General features: G+C 53.8%; 14 protein-coding genes and 1 riboswitch. All 14 genes read left to right on the top strand.

The annotated features are described in order from the left end of the window. Window positions 1-58: 58 nt before the first annotated feature. On the top strand, window positions 59-3,589 hold the full coding sequence (gene mfd, locus I8J30_RS30530) for a transcription-repair coupling factor (RefSeq protein ID WP_210664188.1): 3,531 nt from the start codon (window positions 59-61) through the stop codon (window positions 3,587-3,589). After that, window positions 3,576-4,670 (top strand): peptidylprolyl isomerase, encoded by a 1,095-nt coding sequence (locus I8J30_RS30525; RefSeq protein WP_210664187.1) that lies wholly within the window; start codon window positions 3,576-3,578, stop codon window positions 4,668-4,670. Before mfd ends, I8J30_RS30525 begins: the two co-directional genes overlap by 14 nt. Window positions 4,671-4,744: 74 nt before the next feature. Continuing rightward, a complete protein-coding gene (locus I8J30_RS30520; protein WP_210664186.1) occupies window positions 4,745-5,794 on the top strand; it encodes a lactonase family protein in 1,050 nt (349 codons plus the stop codon). Window positions 5,795-6,977: 1,183 nt separating this feature from the next. Next, window positions 6,978-8,225, top strand: coding sequence for an urea ABC transporter substrate-binding protein (gene urtA, locus I8J30_RS30515; protein WP_210664185.1), 1,248 nt, complete (start codon window positions 6,978-6,980; stop codon window positions 8,223-8,225). 122 nt (window positions 8,226-8,347) lie between these two features. After that, window positions 8,348-9,256 (top strand): urea ABC transporter permease subunit UrtB, encoded by a 909-nt coding sequence (urtB, locus tag I8J30_RS30510; RefSeq protein ID WP_210664184.1) that lies wholly within the window; start codon window positions 8,348-8,350, stop codon window positions 9,254-9,256. A 36-nt stretch (window positions 9,257-9,292) separates the two neighbouring features. After that, window positions 9,293-10,384, top strand: a complete 1,092-nt coding sequence (gene urtC, locus I8J30_RS30505) for an urea ABC transporter permease subunit UrtC (RefSeq protein WP_420831264.1) — start codon at window positions 9,293-9,295, stop codon at window positions 10,382-10,384. Then, complete coding sequence (gene urtD / locus I8J30_RS30500) at window positions 10,344-11,132, top strand: urea ABC transporter ATP-binding protein UrtD (protein ID WP_210664182.1); 789 nt, start codon at window positions 10,344-10,346, stop codon at window positions 11,130-11,132. The genes urtC and urtD overlap by 41 nt, the downstream gene beginning before the upstream one ends. After that, a complete protein-coding gene (gene urtE, locus I8J30_RS30495; protein ID WP_091225533.1) occupies window positions 11,110-11,805 on the top strand; it encodes an urea ABC transporter ATP-binding subunit UrtE in 696 nt (231 codons plus the stop codon). The genes urtD and urtE overlap by 23 nt, the downstream gene beginning before the upstream one ends. Before the next feature lie 118 nt (window positions 11,806-11,923). Beyond that, window positions 11,924-12,051, top strand: a riboswitch (guanidine-I (ykkC/yxkD leader). A 52-nt stretch (window positions 12,052-12,103) separates the two neighbouring features. After that, window positions 12,104-13,117, top strand: coding sequence for an ABC transporter substrate-binding protein (locus I8J30_RS30490; protein WP_210664181.1), 1,014 nt, complete (start codon window positions 12,104-12,106; stop codon window positions 13,115-13,117). A gap of 5 nt (window positions 13,118-13,122) precedes the next feature. Further along, a complete protein-coding gene (locus I8J30_RS30485) occupies window positions 13,123-13,938 on the top strand; it encodes an ABC transporter permease (protein WP_210664180.1) in 816 nt (271 codons plus the stop codon). Between the two features lie 69 nt (window positions 13,939-14,007). Further along, window positions 14,008-14,850, top strand: coding sequence for an ABC transporter ATP-binding protein (locus I8J30_RS30480; RefSeq protein WP_210664179.1), 843 nt, complete (start codon window positions 14,008-14,010; stop codon window positions 14,848-14,850). A 35-nt stretch (window positions 14,851-14,885) separates the two neighbouring features. Then, the gene (locus I8J30_RS30475) at window positions 14,886-15,041 is read left to right on the top strand and encodes a hypothetical protein (protein WP_210664178.1); all 156 of its coding nucleotides are present in this window, start codon (window positions 14,886-14,888) and stop codon (window positions 15,039-15,041) included. A gap of 242 nt (window positions 15,042-15,283) precedes the next feature. After that, entirely contained in the window at window positions 15,284-15,823 is a 540-nt protein-coding gene (spoVT, locus tag I8J30_RS30470; RefSeq protein ID WP_091225500.1) for a stage V sporulation protein T, read from the top strand. A 33-nt stretch (window positions 15,824-15,856) separates the two neighbouring features. Then, a partial coding sequence (locus I8J30_RS30465) for a polysaccharide biosynthesis protein (RefSeq protein ID WP_210664177.1) occupies window positions 15,857-17,434 on the top strand: 1,578 nt, incomplete at its 3' end.

Here is a 17,434-nt window from a genome sequence, read left to right as displayed (position 1 = left end):
CCGTTTCTTATAGATTAGAGTGTTGTCTGGTGTGGAAAGAAACGAGGTGCCGCTAACGTTGAAAGCATTACTGGAAGCTTACGCTGCGGATACGGATTTTCAATCTATCGTATCCGGAATCAAGAAAGGGATGCAGGAGCAGCTGGTATCAGGGCTCGCCGGTTCATCGAGGCAGGTCATGATCGCTGCACTGAAGCAGGAGTTTGACAGGCCGATGCTCGTGGTCACTCACAACATGTTCGCCGCGCAGAAGATCGCGGAGGATCTGGTGGAGTGCCTGTCCGAGAACGAAGTCCTGCTGTATCCCGCCAATGAATTAGTCGCTGCAGAAGCGGCGATATCGAGCCCGGAAACGCTGGCGCAACGGATGGATGTGCTTATCCGACTGTCGCAAGGGTTTCGCGGGATTGTTGTCGTGCCGTTCTCCGGCGTTCGTCGTTTCCTGCCGATAAGCAGTGTGATGGCCGGTGCTCGGATCGAGCTGCGTGTTGGTGAGACACTATCGTTGGAAGCGTTTTTACGCCAAATGGTAGAGCTTGGCTATGTGCGCGTCGATAAGGTAGAGGGCAAAGGCGAAATGAGCGTGAGGGGCGGAATTGTCGACTTCTTCCCGCTTACATCTGCGCATCCCTACCGGGTGGAGTGGTTCGACGACGAAATCGATTCGATCCGTTCCTTTGATCCGACCGACCAACGCTCTATTGAGAAGCTGGAGACGTATACCGTACCGCCATGTCAGGAAATTCTGGCCGATGCGAGAAGGTTTGAGAACGCGGCTCAGCATGCCGCGGAGCTGCTGGAGCAGCAGCTGCAGAAGATGACCGACCGCACAGCGAAGGATCGTCTGCGTTCGGAGATCGGTTCCGAGCTTGAGAAGCTGCGGGAGCATGTATATTTTCCGGAAATTTATAAATATATTTCGCTGCTCTATCCGGAGCGGCATACGCTATTTGACTATGTACCTAAGGATACGCTGCTTATTTATGACGAGCCGACAAGGCTGATCGAAACCGGTCGCCAGCTGGAGCGGGATGAATCGGAGTGGGCGCTGCATCTCTTGACGAATGGCAAAGCGCTGCCTTCGCTTGCCCTTGCGCGTCCTTCGGACGATGTGCTGTTCCATCGTCCGTTTCCAACGCTGTTTCTCTCGCTCTTCTTAAGGCAAATTCCTCATACGCAGCCGCAAAATATTTTGAACGTGGTATGCCGCTCCATGCAGAACTTCCACGGTCAAATGAACGTGCTGAAGGCCGAGATGGAGCGTTGGCGCAAAACAGGCGCCACGGTTATGATGCTGGCCGGGAACGCGGAGCGGATGGACCGCATGCGCCGGGTGCTGCATGACTATGGCATCGAACCGCCTGTCATCATGGAAGGCAATCTGCAAACGGGCTTCGAGCTGCCTTCGATTCATTTGATTGTGATCACCGAAGGCGAGATGTTCTCGCAGAAACAGCGTAAGGCGCGCCGCCTCGATAAGAAGATGGACAATGCGGAGCGGATTAAGAGCTATACGGAGCTGAAGGTCGGCGATTACGTCGTCCATCAGAATCATGGTATTGGCAAGTACATGGGGATCGGTACGCTTGAAATTGCCGGTATCCATAAGGACTACATGCATATTTTGTATGCAGGCGGCGACAAGCTGTCTGTTCCGATTGAACAGATTGACTTGATTCAGAAATATGTCGGCTCCGAAGAGAAAGAGCCGAAGGTCTATAAACTTGGCGGCAGCGAGTGGACGCGGGTGAAGAGCAAAGCGCAATCGTCGGTCAAAGACATTGCCGACGAGCTCATTAAGCTGTACGCCGAGCGCCAGGCTACGACCGGTTTCGCATTCGGTACGGACACCTCGTATCAACAGGATTTCGAGGCCATGTTCCCGTATGATGAGACGGTTGACCAGCTGCGCGCCATTTCCGAAATCAAGAAGGATATGCAAACCGCTCGTCCGATGGATCGCCTGCTTTGCGGTGATGTCGGCTACGGCAAAACCGAGGTAGCGGTAAGGGCGGCCTTCAAGGCTGCCATTGAGGGCAAGCAGGTTGCAATTCTCGTCCCTACAACGATTCTGGCCCAGCAGCATTATGAGACCTTCCGCGAGCGTTTCTCGGGATTCCCATTCAATGTGCAGGTGCTGAGCCGATTCCGTTCGAAGAAGGACCAGACGGCGACGATGAAAGGGTTGAAGGCGGGCACGGTCGATGTGGTTATCGGCACGCACCGTCTGCTTTCGCAAGATATTATTTTCAAAGACCTGGGACTGCTTATCGTGGATGAGGAGCAGCGTTTCGGTGTATCGCATAAAGAAAAGCTGAAGCGGCTGAAAACAAACGTCGACGTGTTGACGCTGACGGCAACGCCGATTCCGCGCACGCTTCATATGTCGATGCTCGGTGTGCGGGACTTGTCCGTCATTGAGACGCCGCCGGAGAACCGTTTCCCGGTTCAAACCTACGTGGTGGAATACAGTCCGTCGCTGGTACGGGAGTCCATCGAGAGGGAGCTTGCGCGCGGCGGCCAAGTGTATTACTTATATAATCGCGTACAAGGGATCCACCAGATGGCCGAGCAGATCCATGCGCTTGTGCCGGATGCGCGGGTGGCGGTCGGTCATGGCCAAATGTCGGAGCAGGAGCTGGAGAAGACGATTCTGGACTTCCTGGATGGGGAATCCGACGTGCTTGTCAGTACCAGCATCATCGAGACAGGCGTTGACATTCCGAACGTGAATACACTCATCGTCCACGACGCGGACAAGATGGGGCTGTCCCAGCTTTATCAGCTGCGCGGCAGGGTTGGTCGTTCCAACCGGATTGCGTATGCATACTTCACTTACCAGCGTGATAAGGTACTGACAGAGGTGGCTGAGAAGCGTCTGCAGTCGATCAAAGAATTTACGGAGCTCGGCTCCGGATTCAAGATTGCGATGCGCGACTTGTCGATACGCGGAGCGGGGAACCTGCTTGGCGCGGAGCAGCACGGATTCATTGCCTCTGTTGGGTTTGATCTGTATTCGCAAATGCTGGCCGATGAGATTAAGAAGCGCAAAGCGGACATGGGCGGAGGCGAAGTCGAAGAGCCTGTCAAAGAAGTCAGCACGATCATTGATATGAGCATCGATGCCTACTTGCCGTCTTCCTATATTTACGATAGCATACAGAAGATAGAGATTTATAAGAAAGTGGCCTCGGTTCGTGCCTTCGAGGAAGTGGAAGATTTGCGCGAGGAGCTGATTGACCGGTTTGGCGATCTGCCTCAAGCGGTCGACAACCTGCTTTCTGTAGCTCGTTTGAAGGTGTACGGCGCGGTCTGCGGCATTGAGCAAATCGGCGGAAAAGGCGAGGATATCGCCTTGCGTTTCGCGGAACGTGAGAAGCAGCGGTTCGACACGAAGAAGGTTGACATGTTATGCCTGCAGCTGGAAAACCGGTTCAAGCGTTCGACCGGACAAGAGCCTTATCCGCTTATGCAATTAAGGGGCAAAGGGTTGTCGGTGGAGCAGAAGCTTGAGCTGCTGGAACGTTTTTTGATGCACTATAAAGACACCATTCAATCGAAAGGGGAACTACAGAATGTTACGCACTAACTATTGGAGAAAAGCGACTCTGCTCGCGCTGGCTGCTGTGCTGGTTGTTGTATTGGCAGCAGGCTGCGGCAAGAAGAAAGAGGAGGGCGCGGCTCCGGGGACGGGCGAAGGCAAGACGATCGCTACGTACACAGACGGCACGGTAACCGATAAGGAATTCAAGAAGTACTCGACATTCTTTGGCATCGTACAGCCTCAAACGGAGATGTATCTCAGCATTCCACAGCTGCAGGAACAATTTCTGCGTGAATATATCGGCTACAAAGTGTTGTACAAGCGTTTAGGCGACGTTAAGCAAGATGATGCAACGAAGAAAGAAGTCGACAATTTCTATACGCAAATGAAGCAGCAAATCGACGGCACGCCGGAAATCAAGAAGAAAGCCGATGACGCCGGTTTGACTGAGAACGATATTAAATACTTCTACTCCATGATCTCTTCCATCATGAAGGATCAAGAGAAGAAAGTGACTGACGATCAAGTGAAGAAAGAATACGATACGACAAAAGACGATTACAATATGATCAGCGTTCGCCACATTCTGATCGGCACGGTAGATCCTACAACAGGTGCCGAGAAGCGTAAAGACGAAGAAGCGCTAAAAATCGCTAAAGAAGTAAAAGCGAAGTTGGATGCAGGCGGCGACTGGAAAGCACTTGCGAAACAATACTCCGACGATACGGGCTCCAAGGATAACGGCGGTCTGTACGAAGATCAGCAAGCAAAAGGTTGGGTTGCGGAATTTAAAGACGCTGCCAACAAGCAAGAAATCGGCAAAGTCGGCGAACCGGTTAAATCCCAATTCGGTTACCACGTCATGAAGGTTGAGAAACGCACGCCTACGGCATTCGATAAATTAACCGCGGAAGACAAAACACTGCTGAAGCAAGCGGTTGCCTCGGCAAACCTGAATAAATTCATGACGGACGAGCTTCCGAAGATGATTACGAAGATCGACCTGCCTAAAGCGGAAACGCCTGCTGCAGATGATTCCAAAGCGGATGATTCCAAAACGGACAACGCGGATAAAGCAAATAACGATAAAGCGACTGACGATAAAGCAACTAACGATAAGAAGTAAGAAGCAACACAACAAGCTCAGCCCCATGGCTGGGCTTGTTTTGAACATATCAGCGAAAAATGGGAGGCGTTTCAATGGGACAGCAGCTATTTTTTGTGGGATCTTATTCAGCGAAAGAGCAAGAAGGCATCACGGGCATGGTCTTGCATACGGAGGACGGCGCAATTACTCGGCTTTCCGGTCAAGCGGGCATTTATAATCCATCTTTTCTTAGAAGCAATGAAGCAGGCACAAGACTTTATGTGGTCAGTGAGACGGGGGCAGAGCCGGGCAGCATTCACAGCTTTGCAATCCATGCCGATAACGGGGAACTGAAAGCTATTAATGAAGTAACCACGCAAGGCGGTTCACCTTGCCATATTGAATTCGATGCCACGGGAAAGCTGCTTGTGGTGACGAACTATACGGGAGGCAATTTGGCTGTCTACGGCATCGAAAGTGAGGACGGGGCTCTCGTTCAGGCGGATTTCGCTGCTCATGAGGGAAGCGGGCCGCGGAAGGATCGCCAAGAGGCGCCGCATCCGCATTCCTCCATTATTGATCCGGCCAACCGTTATGTGCTGATTGCCGACCTCGGTATTGATCAAATCGTCCATTATGAAATCGACCATGCGGCGCAGAAGCTGATTATACGAAACGAAACGGCGATGCCGGCCGGCGCGGGTCCTCGTCATATGGCATTCCACCCGCAGTCACCGGTACTGTATGTTATCAATGAACTGGACAGTACAGTAGGCGTGTACAACTATGAGGCGGAGCAGTCTCAATTGACGTTGAAGCAAATCATATCCACGCTGCCGGAAGGATACGACGGAGCGACGACATGTGCCGACATTCATGTAACGGCTGATGGCCGTTTCCTGTATGCCTCCAACAGAGGGCATGATAGTATTGCCGTATATCGCATCGTTGCCGATGGGAAGCTGGAACTTGTCGAGATTACGCCGAGCGGCGGCAGAACACCGCGAAACTTTGCGATTTCGCCGGACGGACAGTACCTGCTGGCGGCTAACCAAGATTCGGATAACATCGTGACCTTCCGAATCGATGAAGCGACGGGCGGGCTGACGCCTACGGGTAACGTCATTGCGACGAGCAAGCCGGTTTGTATTTCTTTTGCATAGATAGTGGCGGCGTAAAGTCGGATGGGCACATGGTGCCCGTCCGGCTTTTTTTGTTTGCGGATGACTCGGGAGTAGGGAGGACGGGAAACGCGGGCGGGCACGGGTTGCTACTGTAACCTTTGCTAACCAGCCGATGTTGCGGACATCGGGTATGACTGAATCCGCACGCGGGATGCGGGTAGCAGAAGGCGCGCAAACGAACCGTACACGCGGGATGCGAGTTGCGAAATGCGCTAACGAATCGTACAGGGCTTATTTGTGCGAAAATAGCACCTGAAAAATTCTAACGAATCGTGGAGGTCTTATTTGATGGTTTTGAGGGAGTAGAGAGCTCATTTCGCTCAAATAAGACTCCTACGATTCGTTAGAATTACTAAGCCGCGAAATTGGCCCAAATAAGACTCCTACGATTCGTTAGAATTTCGCGGAAGGTGGTGGTAAGCGTGTTGAAGGGAGTGGGGCGTGAAATCGCCAAACGTGGCATGCGGATTGAAGGGTAGAGAGCGTGAGATCGTAGAAGGTTGAAGGCGCGGGAGCGAGCAGGAGCGGTGCGTGTTAGCTGCATGTGGCAAGTGGGTTGAAGAGGTGGGCGGAGCGCTATATCGCAGCAGGTGGAATGGTAGGTTGACAAGGAGCGGGAGCAACGGGCGTGCTCGTCCCAAGTGGCAAGCCAGGTGGAAGGGGAGGAACGAGGTGCTAAATCGCCGTAGATGGTTAGTAGATTGAATCAGGGCGGGAGCGTCGCGTGAATTCGCAGAAGGTTGAAGGGGCGGGGAGCGGGCGTGAATTCGATGCACGTGGGAGTATCACTCGAAAACTAGGCATGAGGATGCGACATACGATATGCGAACGGTTAGCTGCGTGAGAGGTGATCGGTAATAGCAGGGCAAACCCTGTGCCGTTTTTGATTGTGGACAAGTCGGCATCAATATGTTACCTATATGTAACGTATTTGGCGATATAAACTACCTATTTTGAATTTTTCAATCATATAAGTGAGTAAATATAACATAAAGTCGATCGTTTCCATTATGTATACGGTACCATATTAATATTTCCATCATTTATGTAATCTTTGTTGACATCAAACTTGGGCTAATCTTATAATGAAACCACGAACGATGGTAACTTAATCCAGTAGAACGTTCGGAATAGAGATAAAAATTGGATAGGGAGTGGGAGAATGAGGAAGAACGTATGGAAAAGTGGGGTTTTCATCCTGTTTGCCTGTTGCTTGGTGCTGGCAGGCTGCAGTAAGAACGACAATAAGGCCGCATCGACGATTGCAGCCGGGTCTGGCGACAGTGCAAGCGAAATCAAAGTCGGCATTCTTCATTCTCTTAGCGGCACCATGGCCATCAGCGAAGTATCGGTTAAAGATTCGGAAATGATGGCGATTGACGAAATCAACGCTAAAGGCGGTGTATTAGGGAAGAAAATCGTTCCGGTCGTCGAAGACGGCGCGTCCGACTGGCCGACATTCGCGGAGAAAGCGCGGAAGCTGATTTCGGAGGATGAGGTTGCGACTGTATTTGGCGGATGGACGTCTTCCAGCCGTAAAGCGATGCTTCCGGTGTTCGAAGAGCTGAAAGGCTTACTCTGGTATCCGGTTCAATATGAAGGCTTGGAACAATCCCCGAACATCATGTACACCGGCGCAACGACAAACCAACAAATCGTTCCGGCCGTTACTTGGCTGCTTGAAAACCACGGCAAGAAATTCTTCCTCCTTGGCTCTGACTACGTATTCCCGCGCACCGCTAACAAAATCATCAAAGAACAGCTGAAAGTTGAAGGCGGCGAGCTCGCCGGCGAAGAATACACCCCTCTTGGACATACCGACTATGCAACCGTAATTGCGAAAATCAAAGAAGCGAAGCCGGATGTGGTGTTCAATACACTTAACGGCGACAGTAACGTAGCGTTCTTCAAACAATTGAAGGATGCAGGCATCTCCTCGAAAGACCTGACGACCTTATCGGTATCCGTAGCTGAAGAAGAAATTCGCGGTATTGGCGTCGATGTACTGGCCGGTACATATGCCGCTTGGAACTACTATCAAACAACAGACACCCCGGCGAACAAAACCTTCGTTGAAAACTATAAGAAAAAATACGGCGAAGACCGAGTTACGGCCGATCCAATCGAAGCAGGCTATGATGCGGTTTACCTCTGGGCGGCAGCTGTTGAGAAAGCAGGCTCCACGGATGTAGAGAAAGTGAAAGAAGCTGCCAAAGAGCTGGAGTGGGATGCGCCGGAGGGCAAAGTGAAAATCGACGGCGAAACACAGCATCTGTACAAAACGGTGCGGATCGGTGAAGTTCAAACGGACGGACAGTTCAAGGAAGTGTGGAACTCCGGCGAGCCGGTTAAGCCAGACCCTTATCTCAAAGGCTACTCATGGGCTGCCAGCTTGAGCGAAAGCAAATAACAATTCAATAGTCCGGTATTTAACGCGAACTGCGCCGCCGCCAGACACAACAAGGCCCGGCAATCGGGAAGAGCTTGGTGTGTTTAGGACGGCGCAGTTTGCATAAGGGGTGAACGCAATCGATGGATGTCATCATACTGCAGTTGTTTAATGGGATCAGCGTAAGCTCGATTCTGCTGCTTATCGCGCTTGGGCTGGCAATTACATTCGGCCTGATGAAAGTCATAAATATGGCGCATGGCGAGCTCATTATGATCGGCGCCTACACCGCATACGTCGTGCAAAATCTTTTTACCTCCTATATGCCTGAATCGGCATTCGGCTGGTACTTTGCGCTTGCCATACCGGTAAGTTTCTGCGTTGCTTTTGCATTTGGCATGGTACTGGAAATGACGCTCATCCGTTTTCTCTATGGACGTCCGCTCGACAGCTTGCTTGCCACCTGGGGTGTCGGACTTATGCTGCAGCAGATCGCTCGGAGCATCTTCGGTGCGCCGAATGTCGGCGTAACGAGTCCCGAATGGCTCAATGGCGGCGTGACGGCACTTGGCGGTGTTGTATTCCCGTACAAGCGATTATTCATCATCGGTCTGGTGCTGGTCTGTCTGTTCGTGATGTACCTGTATATCTATCGAAGTCATTCCGGACGCAGAATGCGGGCGGTTATGCAAAATCGTGAAATGGCTGCTTGCCTTGGCATTTCAACGCGCCGAGTAGATGCCATGACCTTCGCGATTGGATCCGGTATTGCAGGCATCGCTGGCTGTGCGCTAACGCTTATCGGACCGATCGGTCCTTCGATTGGGACGTACTACATCGTGGATGCGTTTATGGTTGTTGTGCTCGGTGGTGTAGGGAAGCTCGTAGGCACGGTGTTCGGTGCCCTTGGCATCGGGCTGTCGAATACGATCTTCGAATATTGGACGACGGCTTCGCTCGGCAAAGTGCTGGTGTTCCTGTGTATCGTTGCTTTCCTTCAATGGAAGCCGATGGGCCTTGTGGCGATGCGCTCGCGTTCGCTTGATAACTAGATGGGAAAAAAGTCGCCCTTGAAAGGTGGAACCATGATGCAGCTTCGAACGATGACGCCTGAGCGAATATGGCTGTTGGCGGGATATGCGGTTGCCGCTGCTGCGTTATTTTGTGCACCGCTTGTATTAAGCGATTTTCGGTTAAATTTGCTGGCGAAGTTTCTGGCCTATGCCATTGTGGCGCTGGGGCTTGATCTAATATGGGGCTATACCGGCATTCTCAGCCTTGGGCACGGTGTGTTCTTCGGCTTAGGCGGTTATGCGATGGCGATGTACCTGAAGCTGGATGCTGGTGGCGGCAAGCTCCCCGATTTTATGGATTGGAGCGGCCTTACGGCGCTGCCATGGTTCTGGAAACCGTTCGGATCGCTGACCTTTGCCTTGCTGGCGGGGATATTAATTCCGGCTCTGCTGGCGTTGATACTCGGTTACTTTACGTTCCGCAACCGGATTCGCGGCGTGTATTTTACGATTCTGACGCAAGCGCTCGTCATCATTACCGTTACGCTGTTCATTGGACAGCAGGCATATACGGGCGGCACGAACGGCGTGACCGGTTACAGTAAGCTGTTCGGCTTAGCGCTGGCATCGCCGGACACGAAGCGGTACCTGTACTGGGTGACGGTGGCGCTGCTTATCGGGGCCTATCTGCTCTGCCGGTTCATCGTCAAGAGCCGCTTCGGCAAGGTATTGCGAGCGATAAGGGATGGCGAGAATCGGGTACGGTTCATCGGTTATAATCCGGCTGTCTATCAGATGGTCGCTTTTAGCATCTCGGCTGGGCTTGCCGGACTCGCAGGTATGCTGTTCGTGCTGCATGTCGGCATCATATCGCCTTCTATGATGGGCATCGTGCCGTCCATTGAGATGGTGCTTTGGGTGGCCATCGGAGGCCGGGGAACGCTGGCAGGCGCGGTGCTTGGCGCGATTCTGCTCAATTCCGCCAAGAGTGCTTTCAGCGAGTCCTATCCGGATATATGGATTCTGTTCATGGGTGCCTTGTTCGTCGTGGTCGTGGTCTTCTTACCGAAGGGAGCGGCGGGCCTGTTTGGTCAACTCAAGTGGTTTAGAAGGAGGAAGACAGCCGATGAAGGAGCAAAAGGAATCCCCAGTAGTCCTGCAGTGTGACGAGGTGACCGTCGACTTCGACGGGTTTAAAGCGGTACAGGGGATGAATTTCTCCCTTACCCGCGGGGAGCTGCGATTTCTGATCGGGCCCAACGGAGCGGGTAAAACGACGATGCTTGATGTCATCTGCGGCAAGGTAAAGCCGGCCGACGGAAAGGTGCTCTTCAGCGGAAGTGTGGATATTACGCGGAAGAAGGAGCACCAGATCGCGGAACTCGGCATCGGGCGCAAATTTCAAACGCCGTCCATCTTCCCCTCCCTTACGGTGATGGAGAACTTTGAGATTGCGATGAAGCAGAATCGAGGCGTGTTTGCAGCGATGAGGGCGAAGATGCGAGCCGAAGATCGGGAGCGGATCCAGGCTCAGCTGGAGCTGGTGGGGCTATCGGGAAAAGCGGGGTGGCGAGCAGGCGATCTCTCGCACGGGGAGAAACAATGGCTCGAAATCGGAATGATGCTGCTGCAGGAGCCGGAGATTTTGCTGCTGGATGAGCCTGTTGCCGGGATGACCGATGGCGAGACCGAGAAAACCGGAGAACTGCTGCAGCATATTCGCAAGACGCAGTCGATTGTGGTTGTAGAGCATGATATGGAGTTTGTGCGCAGCTTCGCGAGCAAGGTGACGGTTATGCATGAGGGGAAACTGCTCAAGGAAGGATCCATGGAAGAGGTGCAGCGCGATGACCGCGTAGCGGAAGTGTATCTGGGGAAAAGGCGGGATGTCGATGCTAGCCGTTCAACAGCTTGAAGCAGGGTATGGAGAGAGCGTTATATTGCGGCAGGTTACGCTTCAAGTGCGGCCGGGGCAGGTCGTATGCTTGCTTGGGCGTAACGGAGTCGGCAAGACAACGCTGATGAAGAGCATTATGGGAGTGCTGAAGGCGCGAAAGGGGACGGTGACCTACAAAGGAGCCGATCTGACGAAGCGGGCACCCGGCGAGCGTGCGAAGAAGGGGATCGGATACGTGCCGCAAGGGCGCGAAATCTTCCCGCAGCTTACCGTATTCGAGAATGTGCTGCTTGGATTGGAAGCGTGCAAAGAGAAAAAACGCGCCATTCCGGAGTCGGCCATTGCCAAGTTTCCCGTGTTGCCCTCGATGTATGATCGCAGAGGCGGCGACTTGAGCGGCGGACAGCAGCAGCAGTTGGCATTCGCCAGAGCGCTTGCCTCCGAGCCGGAGCTGCTGCTGCTCGACGAACCGTGTGAAGGCATTCAGCCGTCCATTGTCGATGATATCCGCGATGTTATCCGGTCGATCAAGGCTGGAGGCGAGACGGCTATTCTGCTGGCGGAGCAGAGTCTGGAGTTTGTGAAGAGTGTCGGGGACTACTTCTACATCCTCGAGAAAGGCTCGATTGCATGGGAGGGCGGCTTGTCCGATTTGAACGATGAAGTCATCCGCCATTATCTAACCGTTTAGCATTCATGTAATAAAACCTAACATAAACATTGACACATAGGCTATTTCGCTCTTACAATACAAATAAATGTAAGGTTGGCTAACAATTGAATATCAGTTCTCGGCGTTTCTCGGGAACGACAAAGCTGTCTAGGGTTCCGTGGTGTCATAACCAGGCTGGTCCAAGAGGGGGCGTATGGAGAATGGCTCACATCACTTTTGGGCCGCGATCTCCGTATAACACGGAAGGACAAAAGCCTGGGAGATCTCTCCTGAGGCTTTTTCTAATTTATAGAGAACTTGATGGGAGTGGGGAGAAATGAAGAGAACGAAACGGACGACGGTTACACTGCTTTTACTTGCTGCAATGCTCACGGCACTGACCGGCTGCGGAGGTTCCAAGGAAGCTTCATCCGGTGCGGATGACTCACCGATTACGATTGCGCTTAGTCCTTGGCCGGGTTGGTTCTTCTGGTACCTCGTCGACGAGAAGGGTTTCTTCGAGAAACATGACGTGAAAGTCGATCTGAAATGGTTCCCGGTTTACAGCGATTCCCTTCAAGCACTCTCTACGGGCAAAGTGGATGCCAACAGCCAAACGCTCAGCGATACACTCGCTCCCGCATCCAAAGGAATTGGCCTGAAGGCCGTGCTTGTGAACGACAACTCCTACGGCGGCGATGCAATCGTCAGCAAGTCGAACATCGGCTCCATTGCCGAGTTGAAAGGCAAAACCGTAGCAACCGAGCTAGGCACCGTCGATCACCTGCTGCTGCTGACCGCGCTTGATCAGAACGGAATGTCCGAGAATGATGTCAATTACGTCAACATGACGGTCAACGATGCAGGTCCTGCATTTATATCCGGCAAAACAGATGCTTCCGTGCTTTGGGAGCCGTTCCAAACGAAAGCCGTTAAAGAAGGCAAGGGCAAGGTGCTCTTCTCCTCCAAAGATACACCGGGTCTCATTCCCGATCTGCTCGTCTTCCGCGATGAGGTCGTAAAGAACCGTCCGGATGATATTCAGAAGATCGTAGACGCTTGGTTCGAAGCACTGAATTATTTCAAATCCCATCAGGATGAAGCCATCAAGCTTATGGCGGAGAAAGCGGAAACGACGCCGGAGGACTTTAAGCTTGGTCTCGACAGCATTAAACTGTTCTCGCCATCGGATAACGTAGAAGCATTCGGCAAGCGCGATGATTACACGTCATTGCCTTATACGGCTCAGAAGACAGCGGATTTCTTGAAGAAGCTGGATATGGTGGATGAGATCAAAGACTTCGATGTCCTCTTCGACTCACGGTTTGTAGAAAAAGCAGCTAAGGAGTGATCGCGATGAAGGCAAATGAGCTTAAACCCGGGCATAAGCGTCGGCCGAATCGGTTTCAAATCTTCAAGGATATCGGCGGGAGGCCGTTTGCCTTCACCGCAGGATTCTCGTTCGCGCTCTTGTTCATCGTGTGGTCGGCGCTGAGTTATACGGAATCGGTTAACCCGGTCTTCCTGCCGACGCCGGATAAAGTATTTGTCGAGATGTTCAAGATGCTGGGTACCGGCGAGTACTGGCATCATATCGGAATTAGCGTGTTCCGCGTATCGGCAGGTTTCCTCCTTGCATGCATCATCGGTATTCCGATCGGTATCTTCGCAGGTACATTCAAGTACGGCGAGGCTTTCGTAGAACCGCCGATGGAGTTTATCCGCTACATGCCGGCTGTAGCTTTCATTCCACTCATTATGGTGTGGGCCGGTATCGGGGAATGGGCGAAAATTCTGCTCATCTTCATCGGCTGCTTCTTCCAGCTCGTCTTAATGGTGGCTGACAATACGCGCCGCGTCTCCCAAGACCTGCTTCAAGCGTCCTTCACGCTCGGGGCAGGCCGCTGGAAGGCGATTGAGACGGTGCTGATCCCGGCCATTCAGCCGCAGTTGATGCATACGCTTCGCCTCATTCTGGGATGGGCGTGGACCTATCTCGTTGTTGCCGAACTCGTAGCGGTCAACAGCGGTCTCGGTTACGCGATTATGAAGGCGCAGCGGTTCCTGAATACGGATCAAATATTTGTCGGAATTATCGTCATCGGTCTTCTTGGACTCATTAGCGACCGGATTTTCGCTTTCTTAAACCGCAGGTTGTTCCCTTGGGCTTAATGAAATCGGCTCGAGGAGCCTCCTGAGGCAGGCAGGTGCAATGAAATCAGTACAGGGAGTTGATCGCGGATGGAAGCCGTTAAACGTGAAGCTAACTATGATGAGCAATCGGCAAACGCGAAAGGGAGTACTCGTGCCAAGGAGCTGGCGGTAGTGCCGCGCGGTGAAATCGTGATTCGCGGCTTGCACAAGGTGTATGAAACGAAGAAAAGCCAATTCGAAGCGCTGAAGAATATCGATCTGAGCATCGGTACCAATGAGTTCGTCACCATCGTCGGTCCGTCCGGCTGCGGGAAATCAACGCTGCTCCGCATCGTTGCGGGACTTGATGAGCTGACAGACGGATCAGTCACGCTGGATGGCGACGAGGTTATCGGGCCCGGCGCGGAGCGGGGTATGGTCTTCCAAGGATATACGCTGTTTCCGTGGCTCACAGTACGTGAGAATATTGAATACGGCCCGAAGCTGAAAGGGATTTCGACGTTAGAGCGCCGCGCGATCAGCAATCATTTTCTGAAAGTCATCAAGCTCGAAGCCTTCGCAAGCGCCTATCCGAAGCAGCTCTCCGGCGGGATGAAGCAGCGGGTGGCGATTGCAAGGGCACTTGCGAACCGGCCGAAGGTGCTGCTTATGGATGAACCGTTCGGCGCTCTCGATGCGCAGACCAAACTGGAGATGCAGGAGATGCTGCTCGAGGTGTGGGAGAAGGAGAAAACGACCGTTCTCTTCATCACGCATGATATCGATGAAGCGATTTTCCTGTCGCAGCGCATTGTTGTGATGGGCGCCGGTCCGGGACGCATCCTGAAAACCTTCGATGTGGAGCTGCCCGACAAACGGACATCCGAAATACGCGAGCTGCCCGAATTTCTGGCACTCAAGCGGGAGCTTGGACAGCTGCTGAAGCACTAGAAGCAAGGCAATCATGAGGCGAGGAGTGATCCGGCATGGTGACGCGCGATTCGAAAGAACCTACCGCGAAACGCGGCAAGGTGGAAGGTGCAAGCGGCGGCGACCCGAATCGCTTCAGCAGGAGACTGCTGGCCGCACTTGGTTTTATCGTGAGAATGATGTTCTTTCGGCATCCTGAAGCTCTTCGTTAGAGCTGCGGGGTGCTTTTTTTTCTGTTGGAAAGCGTTAAGTGGAAGATACCTCCAACAGCGGTGATTCAAGGCTTTTGTCCCTTTTCCACGTGAATAAGAAAATGGGAGCGGATGAATACTATGGTCAGATCGAAAATCACCTTATTCAAGGATCCTCTCCTCTTGAACGATAGAAATTTAGCATTTTGCAGTTTGCGTCCAGTCCAATTCAAAACCTTCAAGGAAAGTGGGGCAACTAGAACATGAAAGCAACTGGAATTGTCCGTCGTATCGATGATCTCGGCCGGGTCGTCATCCCTAAGGAAATCCGCCGAACACTGCGCATACGCGAGGGCGACCCGCTGGAAATATTCGTTGATCGCGATGGCGAGGTTATTTTGAAGAAGTATTCCCCTATTGGAGAGCTTGGCGATTTTGCCAAAGAATATGCGGAGTCTTTATCCGAAAGCACAGGCCATATTGCATTAATCACGGATCGGGATAATATTATTGCGGTCGCGGGAGCATCCAAGAAAGATTATTTGGAGAAGCAGATCGGCTCCATGCTGGAGAGTTGTATGGAGAACCGCAAAGCGATCATCGAATCCGGCGGCTCTTACGAGATCGTCAAAGATATCGGAGAGACCTTCAGTGCTTTCGTGGCCGCTCCAATCGTAGCCGGCGGCGATCCAATCGGTACCGTTGTGCTGCTCAGTAAAGACGAGAACGCCAAAATGGCGCAAATGGAAACCAAAATGGCCGAAACCGCAGCAGGGTTTCTCGCCAAGCAAATGGAGCAATAGCAGCGTAGAAGCTTCCTTGAAGAGCATGTCTTCATGGGAGCTTTTTTCTGTAGAGGTCCATTCCGGGCCGCGGTTTGGGGTATAATGGGAGCAGGAGAAGAGAGTAGGGCAGGTGCACAGGTTTTGAAAAGAGGGCAAGAGGAGCATGCTGGGACTACGGATGCGGATGAGCAGCGTGCGGAGCTCGGTGTGGGGATTGAAGGAAAGACGAGTGAGGGCAATCGCTCGGGAAAAGGCGATGGCTTGGGGAATAGTGATGATAAAGTCTTAGGGAATAGACCTTTGCTGCTTCGCGGCGCGGCTCTCATGGGCGTTGCCATGCTTATCAGCAAAACGCTTGGCACGCTGCAGAAAATTCCGCTGCAAAATATTGCCGGCGATCGCGTATTTGGGATCTACAACGCGGTTTATCCGCTGTATCAATTGCTGCTTGTGATGGTAACGGCGGGGTTTCCCGTCGCGGTTTCGCTGCTCGTAGCCGAGCGAGAAGCTCAAGGGGATACGGGAGGCGCAAGGCGTGTGCTTGGCGCAAGCGCCGGGTTATTGCTTGCGAGCGGCGCGGTGGGGTTCGTGCTGCTGTGGCTGGGGGCTGACCGAATCGCCTTCTGGCTGGGCGATGAAGCAACGGCATCCGCGGTGCGGACCGTTTCGCTGGCGCTATGGTTCGCGCCCGTGATGGCGGCGCTGCGCGGCTACTATCAAGGACGGGGACGGATGCTGCCATCGGCTGTGTCCCAGCTGTCCGAACAGACCGTCCGCGTGGCGGGGATGTTGATTCTGCTTGCCATCGGCTGGCATTCTGACTGGTCTGATGCGAAGCTTGCTGCCGGTGCAACCGCCGGTTCGGCCATTGGCGGCGCGGCGGGCCTTGCGGTCATCGCGGCATTCTGGCTGCGGGAGCGGGGCGGCGCAGCAAAGCTTCGCCATGCATCGGCGGCCACCGGCAGGGAAAGTATGGCGGCGCTTATGCGCAAGCTGGCGCTGCTCGCGGTTCCCGTCACGCTCGGGGCGCTTGCTGTGCCGGCGCTTGGCGTTGTGGATGCGTTCACGGTTCCGCGGCTGCTTCGCGGAACGGGCGTTTCGCAGGCCGAAGCGATGTCGCTCTTCGGCCTGTACAGCCGGGGCCAGCCGCTTGTGCAGCTGGTCGTCATGGTTGCGGGCGCGATGGGCGCCGCGCTGGTTCCCGCGCTAGCGGCCGCACGCGTACGCGGTGACGAAGCCGCCGTGCGTCAGCAAGCGGCTCTCGTGCTGCGGGCTGCGTGGGGCATCGGCGCCGCCGCGGCTTTAGGGCTCGCGCTGCTGGCCGAGCCCGTCAATGTCATGCTGTACGCGGACGATGCCGGATCGCGCACGTTTGCCCTTGTCGGGTGCACGGCGCTCGCGGGCACCGTTAGCGCAATCGCGGCTGCAACGCTGCAGGGGCTGGGGGCCGTCCGTGCCCCCGCGCTGTACATGCTGACCGCGGCCGCGCTGAAGGCGGCGTTCAACGCCGCCCTCGTGCCGGCGTACGGCACGGCCGGCGCAGCCTGCGCCGGCATCGCTGCGCTCACGGCGGCCGCCCTGCTCGGCACGGGCGCCGTCCGCCGCGCCGCGATCGGAAGGGCAGACGTT

Origin of the sequence: Paenibacillus lignilyticus (assembly GCF_017942085.1) — a bacterium.
Classification (GTDB): domain Bacteria; phylum Bacillota; class Bacilli; order Paenibacillales; family Paenibacillaceae; genus Paenibacillus_Z; species Paenibacillus_Z lignilyticus.
Note: the sequence above shows the minus strand (reverse complement) of the source record. Positions and strands in the feature narration are given on the sequence as shown.

Excerpts from the sequence above, each read along its gene's own strand:
- I8J30_RS30485 (WP_210664180.1), top strand. The coding sequence starts at position 13,123 with ATGAAGGCAAATGAGCTTAAACCCGGGCATAAGCGTCGGCCGAATCGG.
- I8J30_RS30475 (WP_210664178.1), top strand. The coding sequence starts at position 14,886 with ATGGTGACGCGCGATTCGAAAGAACCTACCGCGAAACGCGGCAAGGTG.
- urtD (WP_210664182.1), top strand. The coding sequence starts at position 10,344 with ATGAAGGAGCAAAAGGAATCCCCAGTAGTCCTGCAGTGTGACGAGGTG.
- spoVT (WP_091225500.1), top strand. The coding sequence starts at position 15,284 with ATGAAAGCAACTGGAATTGTCCGTCGTATCGATGATCTCGGCCGGGTC.
- I8J30_RS30525 (WP_210664187.1), top strand. The coding sequence starts at position 3,576 with ATGTTACGCACTAACTATTGGAGAAAAGCGACTCTGCTCGCGCTGGCT.
- I8J30_RS30520 (WP_210664186.1), top strand. The coding sequence starts at position 4,745 with ATGGGACAGCAGCTATTTTTTGTGGGATCTTATTCAGCGAAAGAGCAA.
- urtA (WP_210664185.1), top strand. The coding sequence starts at position 6,978 with ATGAGGAAGAACGTATGGAAAAGTGGGGTTTTCATCCTGTTTGCCTGT.
- urtE (WP_091225533.1), top strand. The coding sequence starts at position 11,110 with ATGCTAGCCGTTCAACAGCTTGAAGCAGGGTATGGAGAGAGCGTTATA.
- urtB (WP_210664184.1), top strand. The coding sequence starts at position 8,348 with ATGGATGTCATCATACTGCAGTTGTTTAATGGGATCAGCGTAAGCTCG.
- I8J30_RS30490 (WP_210664181.1), top strand. The coding sequence starts at position 12,104 with ATGAAGAGAACGAAACGGACGACGGTTACACTGCTTTTACTTGCTGCA.
- urtC (WP_420831264.1), top strand. The coding sequence starts at position 9,293 with ATGCAGCTTCGAACGATGACGCCTGAGCGAATATGGCTGTTGGCGGGA.
- I8J30_RS30480 (WP_210664179.1), top strand. The coding sequence starts at position 14,008 with ATGGAAGCCGTTAAACGTGAAGCTAACTATGATGAGCAATCGGCAAAC.